The sequence below is a fragment of the Mesorhizobium sp. CCNWLY176 genome, from assembly GCF_037153935.1.
Lineage (GTDB): Bacteria > Pseudomonadota > Alphaproteobacteria > Rhizobiales > Rhizobiaceae > Mesorhizobium_M > Mesorhizobium_M zhangyense.
This window is the reverse complement of the sequence record NZ_JBBBDZ010000006.1, coordinates 227,230-240,494: the sequence shown is the minus strand read 5'-3', so window position 1 is coordinate 240,494 and position 13,265 is coordinate 227,230. Positions and strand designations below refer to the sequence as shown.

Sequence of the window (13,265 nt, the reverse complement as noted above, 5' to 3'; positions counted from 1 at the left end):
GGAGTGATGGCTATCCCGCGCAATTTCCCCCGAACACAGCCAAGCGCCGGTTTCAGATGCCAAATTGATTAGAAGAGTAGACGTCCATCGGTTTTGGGTATTTCCAGATACCGCTTTAGCACTATCGGTTAAAGCCAAATTTCAGCACAAAAACAACGATGTCTGTCCTAGTCCGTCCGGTCTATATTTCTTAGATTACCGTTTCGCTATACGGTTTGATCAGTCACCTGAACGGAAACTTACTTAGAGGCTCAGGATGCGCTGGTGTTACTGCAGATGTCTCAAATGACCCAACTGTTGAAAATGGACACAGAAGACGGTTCCATAGTTACTAGCGTCGCACGCGTCGAGGCTGAGCAAGGATTGCGTCGTACCCTTCTCTTCGTAACGATACCCGGATCGGTGGCCGATTGCCTGCTCTATGCCATTGAGCGGGAATTGCCCTGGCTCGTAATAGAACGGGTCGAGCATATACAAGCAGCGTGCGCCAAGTTTGCGCATCCGGTGTCGCTTATCCTGATTGATCCTGAGCACGTGAAGGCGGCTGAGGATGCAGCCACGGACATCTCCCGGCTCCATCCATTGGCCCTGACCGCCGTGATGGAGATCGACAGTCACAACCCTTCATCCACCTTTCCCGAGATTTTTGAGTCGAAGCTCATTCGCGGCGTCCTGCCGATGGATCTGAAGCTCGATGTGTGGCTGTCCGTCATCAGGTTGATGCTTCGCGGCGGTGAATATTTCCCGACCGGCCTGTTCCATTCCTATGCCGACAAGTTCGTGCGGAACTCGACCGCTCGCCCAGTAAACAGCTCGGTATCATCAGCTGCAAGAAACACCTCGGAAGATGACTTGTCAGATCTGACAAGCCGCGAGATCGAGATATTGGAGATGGTCTCGCGCGGCCTGCAGAACAAGGCGATCGCCGCAGCGCTCGGGCTGTCGGAGCATACGGTGAAGATTCATCTTCACAACATCATCAGGAAGCTCGGCGCTCACAACAGGACTGAAGCGGCCGCGCGTTTTCACGACTTCCGAAAGCCAGTTTCGCGGCCGCGCTGACCGAAACCCTGCACAACCTGGACAACGATGCCACCTGCCCTTGATTTCCGGATGGAAATTCCGGGATCAAGGCTGGCCGTGGCAATTCCGTGTCTGGCTTAATGCGTCTCCATATCGATAATCGGAATACTCGACTAATCTTGTTGTTGGCGGACATCGAAGGCCAGGTGTTTTCGAACCTGGGTAGATGATCCGGTTATCCGCTGTTGAAAAGAACGGAGAACGCCATGTCAGATTTCACGATTTCCCGGCGCGGCGTACTTGCCGGCTCGGCTTTCCTGCTTGCCTCTACTGCACTGCCCGTCGTTCTTCGGGCGCAGGAAGCGAAGAAAGGCGGACGGCTGATCGTCGCCGCAGATTCTGAGCCGCGCAATCTCAATCCCGCGATTGTCGCCTCCAACGGCGTGTTCTTCGTCGCCAGCAAAGTTGTCGAGCCGCTGGCCGAAGCCTCCTTCGACGGCAAGGACGGGCTTGATCCACGCCTCGCCATCAGTTGGGAGGGCTCAAGCGACGGCCTGACAGTAACCTTCAAGCTCCGCGAAAACGTCACCTGGCATGACGGCAAGCCGTTCACCTCCGCTGATGTCGCCTTCTCGGCCCTGCAGATCTGGAAACCGCTGCAGAACCTTGGCCGCGTCGTCTTCAAGGATCTGGAAGCCGTCGACACGCCAGACGAACACACAGCCGTCTTCCGCTTCGCCAAGCCGACGCCGTTCCAGCTCATCCGCAACGCGCTTCCGGCTCTGACCAGCGTCGTGCCGAAGCATGTCTATGAGAAAGGCGAGATCGCCGACAATCCGGCCAACACCGCATTGATCGGCACCGGCCCCTTCAAATTCGCCGAGCACAAACCGGGCGAATATTACCGGCTTGAGCGCAATGACAAATATTGGGGCGAGGGCGAGCCGCATCTCGACGAGATCGTCTATCGCGTCCTGCCCGACCGCGCCGCTGCTGCCGGCGCATTGGAGGCCGAGGAAATCCATCTCGCCGCCTTCTCCGCCGTGCCGCTTGCCGATCTGGAGCGGATCTCGAAGGTGCCGGGCATCGAGGTGATCTCCAAAGGCTATGAAGCCCTGACCTATCAGCTCGTCGTCGAGATCAACCATCGCCGCAAGGAACTCGCGGACGTGAAGGTAAGGCAGGCGATTGCCCATGCCATAGACAAGGATTTCGTCGTCAAGACGATCTTCCTCGGCTACGCCAAGGCCGCCACCGGGCCGGTGCCGCAGAACGATCCGCAGTTCTACACCAAGGATGTGCCGACCTACGCTTTCGACGTCGCAAAGGCCAACGCGCTGCTCGACGAGGCCGGCTACAAACGCGGCACAGACGGCACGCGGTTCGCACTGAAGCTGCTGCCGGCTCCCTACTTCAATGAGACAAAACAGTTCGGCGACTATCTGCGCCAGGCGCTCGCCGAAATCGGCATCAATGCCGAGTTGGTCAACAACGACGCAGCAGCGCACCAGAAGGCCGTCTATACCGACCATACATTCGACCTTGCCGTCGCGCCGCCGGTCTTCCGCGGCGATCCTGCGATTTCCACCACCATCCTCGTCCAAAGCGGCATTCCCGACGGCGTGCCGTTCTCCAACCAGGGCGGATATGCCAATGCCGATCTGGACGCGCTGATCTCAAAAGCTTCAGAAACACTCGACCCTGAGGCCCGCATAGCGCTCTATCGTGAGTTCCAGAAGAAGGTCGCGGAAGACTTGCCGCTGATCAACGTGGCCGAATGGGGCTTCATCACGGTCGCCCGAAACACGGTCAAGAATGTCTCGAACAATCCGCGCTGGGCGGTGTCGAACTGGGCGGACACTGTTCTCGAAACGTGACATCATCGGACGTTCTCTATTCGAAGGTCCGTGACAGAGCGTGAGACGTGCATTCATCCTGCTGCGAAGGCGGTTGATCGGCAGCATTCCGGTGCTGCTGGTCGTCATTGTCGGCACCTTCCTGCTTCTTGAAGCGGCCCCAGGCGATGCGGTTGATGCCTATATCGGCACGACCGGCGGTGACGCCGGTCTTATTGAGAGCCTGCGTCAAAGCTGGGGCCTCGATCAGTCCGCAGGCACGCGGCTTGCCGCCTATCTCTGGTCGCTCGCCCATCTCGACCTCGGCTACTCCGTCACCTTCTCACGCCCCATTCGCGATGTGATCTTTGAGCGGCTGCCCAACACGCTGCTTCTGATGGGCAGCGCCACAGCACTTTCCTTCGGGCTTGGTTCCGCGCTTGGCATCGTTGCAGGTGCCCGGCCGGGCAGCTTTCGCGACCGCTTCCTGTCGATCGGTTCCCTCGCGCTCTATGCAGTCCCGGGCTTCTGGCTCGGCCTGGTGCTAACCGTGATCTTTTCGGTGCAACTGCGCTGGTTTCCAAGCAGCGGCATCGAGACCATCGCGTCGGGCAAGACCGGATTTGCCCGAACGCTCGACATCGCACAGCATCTTGCTTTGCCCGTTGCGGCGCTCGGCGTCATCTATCTTGCGCTCTATCTGCGCATCATGCGCGCCGGCATGGCCGAGGTCTGGCGCATGGATTTTGTGCTCGCCGCCCGCGCCAAGGGCCTCAGCCGCCGCCGCATCGTTCTTCGTCATGTTGCTCGCAACGCGCTTCTGCCGCTCGTCACCATGCTCGGGCTGCAATCGGCGGCGATGCTCGGCGGCAGTGTCGTCATCGAAAGCGTCTTTTCCGTTCCGGGTTTGGGCAGGCTGGCGCAGGAAGCGGTCAGCTCGCGGGATACGCCGCTGCTGCTCGGTATCATTCTCGTCTGCGCGGTCCTGGTCATCGTCATCAATCTTGCCGTCGACATTTTCTATGCCGTGCTCGATCCCCGTGTCGGCGCGAGCGAGGAGGCCGCGTGAACTCTTTTCGCCGGCTCCTGCGTTCACCCGAGGCCGTGATTGGCACTGTGATCCTGGGCGTGCTCGTCGTCATGGCGCTCATTGCACCACTGCTCTTTCCACGCGACCCGCTCTCGATCGCCGGACCGGCGCTGCTGCGTCCATTTCTGGACTGGTCGCTGCCGCTTGGCACCGACCGGCTTGGCCGCGACGTGCTCTCCGGTCTCTTTCACGGTGCGCGAACTTCGCTCGCCGTCGGGCTTGCCTCGGCAGCTACGGCAATCATCGTGGGAATGATCGTCGGAACCTTGGCTGGCTTCGCTGGTGGCTTGGTCGATGAGATTTTGATGCGCATCACCGATGCCTTCCAGACCGTACCCGGCTTTCTGCTGGCGCTGGCGTTCGTCAGCGTGGTTGGCCCCTCACTTTTCGTCGTCGTGCTGGCCATCGCGCTCGGCACCTGGACGGGCCCCGCGCGCATTGCCCGGGCCGAAGTGCTTTCGATCCGCGAACGCGACTATGTCGCGAGTGCCAGGGTTATCGGCATGCATCCACTCGAGATCGCCTTTCGCGAAATCCTGCCCAACGCGCTTCCGCCGGTTCTGGCATTGTCGTCGGTCATTGTCGCAGCTGCAATCCTGACGGAGGCAGCGCTTTCCTTTCTCGGCCTCGGCGACCCCAACCGCGTCACCTGGGGTGGCATGATCGCCGAGGGGCGCACCGTGCTGCGCTCGGCACCCTTCCTGTCGATCATACCCGGCATCGCTCTGGTGCTGACCGTTTTAGGCGTCTATCTCGCAGGCGAGGGCGCGGTGGAAACCACTGCCGTTCGGCGAGGCCGTTCATGACGCCGCGCGTGTTCCTGCAAGAGCTCGGGGTAAGCTACCGCAGTAATGGGACCGAGGTCGAAGCGCTGCGCGACATCTCACTGGAAATCCGTACTGGTGAGAGGCTGGCGATTATCGGCGAAAGTGGCTCGGGCAAGAGCACACTGGCGCTCGCCATCGCGGGGTTGCTTCCAGCATCAGCAAAGATTGCAGGGCGCATCGACTGGCCCGGACTTGGACGGCAGCCGCAAAACGGGCGCGATATCGGTTTTGTCTTCCAGGACCCGGCCTCCAGTCTCAATCCGGTGCTGACCATCGGCGAGCAGATCGCCGAGGTCGCTTATACCCATCTCTGCTTGAGCTGGCGTCAATCATACAAGCATGCGGAAGAACTTCTCCACCGTGTGCACCTGCCCGATCCTGCTTCCGCTCTGTCCGCCTTTCCGCATCAGCTCTCCGGCGGACAAAGACAGCGCGTGGCGATCGCCGAAGCAATAGCCGCCAGACCTGCTTTGCTGATCGCCGACGAGTCAACCAGCGCGCTCGACACCATCGTTCAGGCGGAGATCGTCAAACTGATCCAAGAGCTTGTTACACAAGACGGCATGTCGCTGCTCTTCATCAGCCACGACATCGCGCTCGCGTCGGAAATCGCCGATCGCATCGCAGTCTTTCGCTATGGGCGCCTGGTCGAAATAGGTGGCACCGACAGGATCGTCACGGCACCGGCGGAGGCATACACGCGCCAGCTTCTGGACGCTCATATGGGCCTCAATGCTGAACCGTTGTGGAGAAAAGCCGAAGCGGGAAAGCTTTCATGACGGCGCCGCTCCTCGTCGCCTCTGGTTTGCACAAGCGCTTCAGCCGCGGTGGCAAGACTGTCGTCGCGCTGGACAATGTAAGCTTTGAAATCGGGCAGGGCGAGACACTGGCGCTGGTCGGCCCGTCCGGCAGCGGCAAGTCGACGGTGGCCCGCACCATTTTGAGGCTGATCGAACCCGATGCCGGCAACATCCATTTCGAAGGCGAGGATTTTCTTGCCCAGCACGGCGCTCGGCTTCGTGCCAGACGGGCAAAGCTGCAGATGGTCTTCCAGGACCCGCTTGCCGCCTTCAATCCACGCGCGACGGTCACGCGGGTGCTGGACGACCCATTGCGCATTCATGATCTCGTCGGCCGCACCGACCGTCCCAAGATCGTCGCCTCACTGCTCGAACGCGTTGGACTAAGCCCGAACCTGCGCGACCGTGCCATCCACGAAATCTCCGGCGGACAGCGTCAGCGCGTGGCGATCGCACGGGCGCTGGCGACCAAGCCGACCTTGATTGTTCTCGACGAGGCCGTGTCCGCGCTCGATGTCTCTGTTCGCGGACAAATTCTCGAACTGCTCCTCGACCTGCAACGAGCGGAAAACATCGCCTACCTCTTCATCTCGCATGATCTGGGCGTCGTCCGCTCGATCGCCCATCGCGTGGCCATCATGGATGCTGGCAGGATCATCGAGACCGGGCCTGCCGCCGAAGTCGTGGCCAATCCGAAGTCGGTAATCGGCAAGGCTCTGGTCGCGGCGACGCCAAAACTCCTGCGCCGCGGCTGAAACCGGAGCCGCACGGTCAGGCTCAACTCGGATTCCCAGTTCATCAGCGGCCGCCAACGTGATAACCGGACAGGATGGCACAGAAGAAAGCACACGAAGTCGATTCCTGGCTGGCGCGGCCCAATCCGCAGACGGCCATCGTCCTGCTTTACGGTCCCGATCGCGGGCTCGTCGCGGAACGTGCGCGTGCCTATGCCGCGCGAACCGAACTACCGCTCGACGATCCGTTTTCCGTGGTCCGCCTCGACGGATCGGAAGTAGACAAGGATGAGGGACGCCTGCTCGATGAAGCACTCACCGTGCCGATGTTCTCGTCGCGGCGGCTCTTGTGGGTGCGCAACGCCACCGGCCAGAAGGGCCTGGCGGACGATGTGAAGGCATTGTGCGCCGAGCCGCCGCGCGATGCCATCATCCTGATCGAGGCCGGCGAGCTGAAGAAGAATGCGGCCCTGCGCACGACTGTCGAGGCCTGCGAATGGGCCATGGCGCTGCCCTGCTATGCCGACGAAGCCAAGGGCATCGACGCCGTTATCGACGAGGAAATGCAGAAGGCAGGGCTGTCCCTGACCCTCGAGGCCCGGCAGGCCCTCCGCCGAAATCTCGGCGGCGACAGGCTCGCTTCGCGTGGCGAGGTCCAGAAGCTCGCTCTCTATGCCATGGGCCGCAAGCAGATCGAGCTGGAGGACGTCAAGGCCATGATCGGCGACGTCTCCGGCCTGTCCTTCGACGACGCCGTCGATGCCATCCTCGAAGGCAAGATCGAGGAGTTCGATGCCGTCTTCACGCGCCATGCCCTGACCGGCAGCCAGTCGTTCCTGCTTCTGGCTGCTGCCATGCGGCAGTTTCAGGCAATCCATCTGATGCGCGGAGCAATGAGCAACGGCGCGCGCAACGCGGCAGCGATCGTCGCCAATGCTCGCCCGCCGATCTTCTTTTCCCGGCGCAAGATCGTAGAGAATGCTGTGGAACGCTGGAGCGGCGAAGCGCTTTCGCGCGCGCTTGCCCGGCTACAGGAGGCGGTCTTGCAGACCCGCCGCCGGCCCGATCTTTCTACTGCCATTGCGCGTCAGGCGCTGCTGGGCATCGCAGTTGAAAGCGCACGCCTTTCCCAGCGTACGAGAACTCGTGGTTAGCCGGCTAATATATAACAAAAACCAATAAGATCAGTGTTTTAGCCTGCGACAAAGATCGTCGAGCTGCTCGAGCGTCCGATACGCAATCCGCACCTCGCCGCCCTTGTTCTTGTGCTGAATGCCGACCTTCATGCCCGTCACGTCGGAAAGAAGCTTTTCCAGCGCAAGCGTATCGGCATCCTTCTCGACTGGGATAGAAGCCTTCGCCTCATGCAGGGTTTCAGCCGGCAACTGTGCCAGAGCCTCAGCCTGGCGAACCGACAGCCCTTCCTCGACAATCCGCTTGGCAAGACCGGCAGGATCGGCAGCGCTCACCAGGGCGCGGGCATGGCCCGCCGACAAGGCGCCGTCAACCAGCATGTCGCGGATCACATCCGGCAGCTTCAGCAGCCGCAGCGTATTGGCGACATGGCTGCGGCTCTTGCCTATGACCTGGCCGAGATCAGCCTGCGTGTAGCTGTGGTCGTCGATCAGCTGCTGATAGCCAAGCGCTTCCTCGACCGGGTTGAGATCGGTGCGCTGCACGTTCTCGATGATCGCCAGCTCAAGCGCCGTGCGGTCGTTGACATCGCGCACGATCACCGGAATTTCGGTCAGCCCGGCCCGCTGCGCTGCGCGCCAGCGGCGTTCGCCGGCAATGATCTCATAGCGGCCCTGCTGGCCAACGGCTGGTCGCACGACCACCGGCTGGACGACGCCATGTTCGCGAATGGACTGCGCAAGATCCGTGAGTTCGGCTTCACCGAAATGACGCCGTGGGTTCTTCGGATTTGGCGTCACGAATTCGATCGGCACGTGCCTGTCCGAAAATACCGGCTGCTGCGCCGGCGTCGCGGGCTTGTCGATTTCGCCTATGAGGGCAGCCAGTCCGCGTCCAAGCCGTTTCTTCGAAAGATCTTCACTCATCACTTTTCCAGATTATTTCGATATCGAATCGTTTCACGCCGCACGCAATTTGCGTTCCTGGCGAATGACTTCGGAAGCGAGTTGCAGATAGGCCTGACTGCCGGAGCATTTCAGGTCGTAGAGAATTGCCGGCTTGCCATGCGACGGCGCCTCCGAAACGCGAACATTGCGGGGAATAACCGTCTCATAGACTTTCTCACCCATATGCGCGCGCACATCCTCAACCACCTGATTGGCGAGATTGTTGCGGCCGTCATACATCGTCAGCACAATACCCTGGATCGTCAGCGAGGGGTTGATCGACTGACGGACCTGCTCGACCGTTTCCAGCAGCTGGCTGAGACCCTCCAGCGCAAAGAACTCGCATTGCAGCGGCACAAGTACCGAATCGGCCGCTGCCATCGAGTTCAGCGTCAGCAGGTTCAGCGACGGCGGGCAGTCGATCAGGACATAGGAGAATTTGTTTGTGCGCTCTGCAGAAGCGCGAACCGCATTGCGCAAGCGCAACACGCGGTCCGGCGCACCGGCGATTTCCATTTCCACACCGAGAAGGTCCAGTGTCGAGGGAACGATCGATAACCCAGGCACCGCAGTCTGGACCGCAGCCTCGTCCAGCGTCATCGCGCCTGTCAGCACATCATAGGACGATACGCTTCGTTCGCGGCGATCGATACCCAACCCGGTGCTGGCATTACCCTGAGGGTCGAGGTCTACAATGAGAACCTGCTCGCCGATCGCGGCAAGCGCGGTCGCCAGATTGATTGCGGTGGTCGTCTTGCCGACGCCGCCTTTCTGGTTTGCTATCGTGATTATGCGGGGTCCGGTCATCATGATCATTTCTGGAATGAACCTATCGCCCAATTTCATTTAAACCCGGCGCAGATTCCGTATTTCAAGAACGACGCTCTGCGGATCGACTACACTTTGATGTTCTATCAGGTCGAACACCCACAGTTTAGCGCTTTCTTCGATCTCCGTGCGGTAATCCCGCCCTTTGTGAAAAAGCGCCTTTGCACCGTTTGCAAGCCAAGGCTCTGCGAAACCCAGAAGCACATGCAAAGGGGCAAGCGCCCTGGCTGTGACCACCTCGACATCGCGAATCTTATCATAAGTGTCTTCGATTCGCTTGGCATGGATACGCGCCGGCAGGCCGAATTCACCGACAATTGCCTGCAGGAACGAGGTTTTCTTGCGGTTGCTTTCCACGAGATCGATGCTGGCACCGTCTCTGTCCATAAGCAAAAATCCCATAACAAGGCCTGGAAAGCCGCCTCCAGACCCCAGATCAACCCAGTTTTTCGCATCCGAATCAAGACGTGCAAGTTGCGCGCTGTCCAAAACATGCCTGTTCCAGACATCATTCAGCGTGGACGGCGCCACCAGATTTATTCGCTGCGCCCATCTCCGGAACTGCGTCTCGAAGGACAACAAGCGCTGAGAGGTTTCACGTGAAACAGGGCCTGCCACGCGAAGAAGTTCTTCAAATGCTCCAGAATTCACGCGGCACCCTTCTTTAGCGCGCTGCTTTCCGCGTGGCGAATGTGAGAAACGATTATAGCCAGCGCTGCGGGAGTCATTCCATCAATGCGTTGGGCGTCCGCGACAGAGCGCGGACGCCGTTCGCGCAGTTTCTGCTTAAGCTCGTTCGAAAGGCCGGGCACGCTATCGAATCCGAGATCGGAAGGAATCAACCGTTCCTCTTCGCGGCGGATTTGTATTGCGTCGCTACACTGGCGATCCAGATAAACTGCATATCGCGCTTCTATCTCAAGCGCCTCGGCTGCGCCGGAGTCGACTTCCCTGAGCTCCGGCCAAACCTCCGCCAGGCGATCAAGCGTCATGTCGGGGTATGAAAGAAGATCATAGGCCGACCTGCGGACACCGTCCATGTTGACAGCCAGACCATGCCGGCGTGCCTCGTTTGGCGTAATCTCGATGGATTGCGCAAGATTACGTGCTCGGGAGAGAGCATCAGAGACGACTCCGAAACGTTGAGCCCTACCGTCACTGACAATCCCCAATTGCAAACCTTTTGGCGTCAGGCGCTCATCGGCATTGTCAGCACGCAGCGAAAGCCTGAACTCCGCCCGCGACGTAAACATTCGGTAGGGTTCGCTGATACCGCGACTAGTGAGATCGTCGATCATCACGCCAATATAGGCCTCGGTACGGCTGAATATGACCTCGCCGTCGCCCGCGGCTCTGCGTGCGGCATTCAATCCCGCAACCAAACCCTGGGCCGCAGCTTCTTCATAGCCTGTGGTACCGTTGATCTGACCAGCCAGAAACAGACAACGTACACGCTTTGTCTCAAGCGTCTGTTCCAGCTCGCGCGGGTCGACATGGTCATACTCGATGGCATAGCCAGGCTGAAGCATCACAGCCTCTTCAAGACCCGGGATTGTCTTCAGCAACTCCAGCTGCACATCCTCAGGCAAAGAGGTCGAAATGCCATTGGGATAAATGGTATCGTCGTCCAGGCCTTCCGGCTCTAGAAATATCTGATGGCCCTCGCGATCGCCAAACTTGACGATCTTATCCTCGATGGATGGGCAGTAACGCGGACCGATCCCTTCTATGGATCCCGAATACATTGCGGATCGACCGAGATTCTTTCGAATGACGTCATGAGACTGTGCTGTCGTGCGCGTAATCCCGCAATCGATCTGGCGATTGACGATCTTGTCCGTCATCAGGGAGAACGGCACCGGCTGGTCATCCGCAGCCTGCATGTCGAGGCCAGACCAATCGATCGTCCGTCCATCCAGCCGGGGAGGAGTACCAGTTTTCAGTCGCCCCAGGCGGAAACCTGCCCGGGTCATGGTTGCCGACAAGCCAACCGACGCCTGCTCATTCATGCGACCGGCAGGAAACTTTCGCTCACCGATATGGATTAAGCCGCGCAAGAATGTGCCTGTCGTGAGTACGACTGCGCTGCAGCGAAGCTTACGGCCATCCGCCAACTGCACGGCTTTAATGCCGCCATCATCCATATCAAAGTCAAAAACCTCGCCTTCGATAACCGAAAGATTGGGCTGCTCCTGAATCGCCGACTGCATGGCCAGCCGATAAAGTTTGCGATCAGCCTGCGTCCTGGGGCCGCGAACCGCCGGACCTTTCTTTCGGTTGAGAAGCCTGAATTGGATACCGGCCGCATCGGCCACGCGTCCCATCAGCCCATCGAGCGCATCAATTTCCCGAACCAGATGCCCCTTGCCAAGACCACCAATCGCCGGATTGCAGGACATGACGCCGATGGTGTCAGCGCAAAGCGTGACCAATGCTGTCTTCGCACCGGCGCGCGCCGATGCGCTCGCGGCTTCACAGCCGGCGTGTCCACCGCCAACAACGATCACGTCGTAGCTATTGTCCATTGCACTGCTCCAGAATGCGGAAACCCATGTTTGCATTCGACCAATCTGTCAAGGGAAAGACGCAGGCGCGCAATAATGTTTCACGTGAAACAGGGTTCGTCTACCGAGGCGTGTTTCACGTGAGTCACGCAGCGGCATATGTTTCACGTGAGTCACTTCCCTATACAGAATTGCGAGAATATCACATCCAGCAGATCCTCGGGATCCACAGCGCCTGAAATTCTGCCCAGGCGATCTGACGCCAAACGGAGGTACTCAGAGCGAAGTTCCAGATCTGCGGCTGGCAGGCTGCTGCAGCTTCGCAGGAAATCCGCCGTGGCGCGCAACAATTCCACATGCCTTTGCCTGGATGGCAGTATATCGCCGGCGGGGCCAATCTCGACGACTGCGCGATCGGAAAGAAGCGCAAGCAACGCGACGATCCCTTCACCAGTCTCGGTCGAGACGAGAATGTCGTACGCATTTCCTTCAATATGATCCTTCGAGAGATCCGCCTTCGTACCAATACGAATCGAGCCGGGGGGTATCTCATCAGCCCCAAGCCGCTTGGGATCACCAAGATCCTCCAGATAAAGCACGGCGTCTGCAGCGGATATCTTTTGCCGAGCCTTCTCAATGCCAATCAACTCGACTTTTCCGGACGTCTCGCGAATACCGGCCGTGTCGGTAAGCCGGACTTTAACGCCGTCCAGTTCGAGCGCGACCTCCACAAGGTCGCGCGTCGTCCCGGGTTCATCGGTGACGATCGCCACGTCCCGTCGCGCCAAAGCATTAAGAAGGCTTGATTTTCCAGCGTTCGGTGCCCCGACTATGACCACGTCATAGCCATCCCTGATGATTTCGGCCTTCCGAAAACCCTGCAGATGTAGCTCGATCTCTTCGATCATCAAATCGATATCGGCCCAAACGGCCGACGAAACCGAGCCCGGTACGTCGCTTTCGTCGGAGAAATCCATCTCCGCTTCGATCATCGCTCGATCATGGATCAAGCGCGTGCGCCAGGCCTGATAGAGTTCGCTCTGGCGTCCCTCGCTGTTCAGTACCGCAAATCGCCGTTGCGCTTCAGTCTCTGCGGAGACCAGATCGGCCAGGGCTTCTGCCTCGACAAGATCGACTTTACCGTTGAGAAAGGCGCGCCGCGTGAATTCGCCCGGCTCCGCCTGTCGAAATCCGTCGAGTTCTCCTATCGCTTGCATCATGGCCGAGACCACTGCGCGTCCGCCGTGGACGTGAAATTCGGCAGAATCCTCGCCTGTGAAGCTCTTCGGCCCGGGAAAGAAAAGGGAAATCCCGCTGTCGAGTACCGATCCATCCCGCGACCGGAATTTTCCATAATGCGCAAAGCGCGGTTTCGGCACGCTTCCGTTGATCGTTTCGAGGGCGAATCGAGTCTTTGGGCCGGTAATTCGGATAATGGCTATTCCCGACGGCAGATGGCCACTGGAAAGCGCAACGATCGAGTCCTGGAATATCATTGCCTGCCTTCCTTATGCGCCGTAGGCTTCAAAAAATCCTCTCGCAT

Annotated in this window: 12 protein-coding genes; 7 read left to right on the top strand and 5 right to left on the bottom strand. The window is 59.3% G+C overall.

What is annotated here, in order from left to right:
* Window positions 1-285: 285 nt before the first annotated feature.
* The 7 genes from WBQ96_RS12875 (at window position 286) to holA (ending at window position 7,463) form a co-directional block, all read left to right on the top strand.
* On the top strand, window positions 286-1,062 hold the full coding sequence (locus WBQ96_RS12875) for a helix-turn-helix domain-containing protein (RefSeq protein WP_336550410.1): 777 nt from the start codon (window positions 286-288) through the stop codon (window positions 1,060-1,062).
* A 227-nt stretch (window positions 1,063-1,289) separates the two neighbouring features.
* The gene (locus WBQ96_RS12870; protein WP_336550412.1) at window positions 1,290-2,900 is read left to right on the top strand and encodes an ABC transporter substrate-binding protein; all 1,611 of its coding nucleotides are present in this window, start codon (window positions 1,290-1,292) and stop codon (window positions 2,898-2,900) included.
* 40 nt (window positions 2,901-2,940) lie between these two features.
* On the top strand, window positions 2,941-3,927 hold the full coding sequence (locus WBQ96_RS12865) for an ABC transporter permease (RefSeq protein WP_336550415.1): 987 nt from the start codon (window positions 2,941-2,943) through the stop codon (window positions 3,925-3,927).
* Window positions 3,924-4,754: an ABC transporter permease gene (locus WBQ96_RS12860; RefSeq protein ID WP_336550418.1), complete on the top strand. Its 831-nt coding sequence runs from the start codon at window positions 3,924-3,926 to the stop codon at window positions 4,752-4,754. Before WBQ96_RS12865 ends, WBQ96_RS12860 begins: the two co-directional genes overlap by 4 nt.
* Window positions 4,751-5,554, top strand: a complete 804-nt coding sequence (locus WBQ96_RS12855; protein ID WP_336550420.1) for an ABC transporter ATP-binding protein — start codon at window positions 4,751-4,753, stop codon at window positions 5,552-5,554. The genes WBQ96_RS12860 and WBQ96_RS12855 overlap by 4 nt, the downstream gene beginning before the upstream one ends.
* Window positions 5,551-6,330 (top strand): ATP-binding cassette domain-containing protein, encoded by a 780-nt coding sequence (locus WBQ96_RS12850; RefSeq protein ID WP_336550422.1) that lies wholly within the window; start codon window positions 5,551-5,553, stop codon window positions 6,328-6,330. The genes WBQ96_RS12855 and WBQ96_RS12850 overlap by 4 nt, the downstream gene beginning before the upstream one ends.
* A gap of 74 nt (window positions 6,331-6,404) precedes the next feature.
* Window positions 6,405-7,463, top strand: a complete 1,059-nt coding sequence (gene holA / locus WBQ96_RS12845; RefSeq protein WP_336550424.1) for a DNA polymerase III subunit delta — start codon at window positions 6,405-6,407, stop codon at window positions 7,461-7,463.
* Window positions 7,464-7,493: 30 nt separating this feature from the next.
* On the opposite strand, the gene WBQ96_RS12840 is transcribed toward holA, so the two are convergent.
* The 5 genes from WBQ96_RS12840 to mnmE all read right to left on the bottom strand — a co-directional run bounded on the left by WBQ96_RS12840 (window position 7,494) and on the right by mnmE (window position 13,218).
* Complete coding sequence (locus WBQ96_RS12840; protein ID WP_336550426.1) at window positions 7,494-8,369, bottom strand: ParB/RepB/Spo0J family partition protein; 876 nt, start codon at window positions 8,367-8,369, stop codon at window positions 7,494-7,496.
* A 33-nt stretch (window positions 8,370-8,402) separates the two neighbouring features.
* The gene (locus tag WBQ96_RS12835; RefSeq protein WP_165120217.1) at window positions 8,403-9,200 is read right to left on the bottom strand and encodes a ParA family protein; all 798 of its coding nucleotides are present in this window, start codon (window positions 9,198-9,200) and stop codon (window positions 8,403-8,405) included.
* A gap of 36 nt (window positions 9,201-9,236) precedes the next feature.
* Window positions 9,237-9,869: a 16S rRNA (guanine(527)-N(7))-methyltransferase RsmG gene (rsmG, locus tag WBQ96_RS12830; protein ID WP_336550428.1), complete on the bottom strand. Its 633-nt coding sequence runs from the start codon at window positions 9,867-9,869 to the stop codon at window positions 9,237-9,239.
* Window positions 9,866-11,743, bottom strand: a complete 1,878-nt coding sequence (gene mnmG, locus WBQ96_RS12825; RefSeq protein ID WP_336550430.1) for a tRNA uridine-5-carboxymethylaminomethyl(34) synthesis enzyme MnmG — start codon at window positions 11,741-11,743, stop codon at window positions 9,866-9,868. The genes rsmG and mnmG overlap by 4 nt, the downstream gene beginning before the upstream one ends.
* Before the next feature lie 152 nt (window positions 11,744-11,895).
* Window positions 11,896-13,218 carry a tRNA uridine-5-carboxymethylaminomethyl(34) synthesis GTPase MnmE gene (gene mnmE / locus WBQ96_RS12820; RefSeq protein WP_336550431.1) on the bottom strand — a complete coding sequence of 441 codons (1,323 nt, stop codon included), beginning with the start codon at window positions 13,216-13,218 and terminating at the stop codon, window positions 11,896-11,898.
* Between the last annotated feature and the right edge of the window lie 47 nt (window positions 13,219-13,265).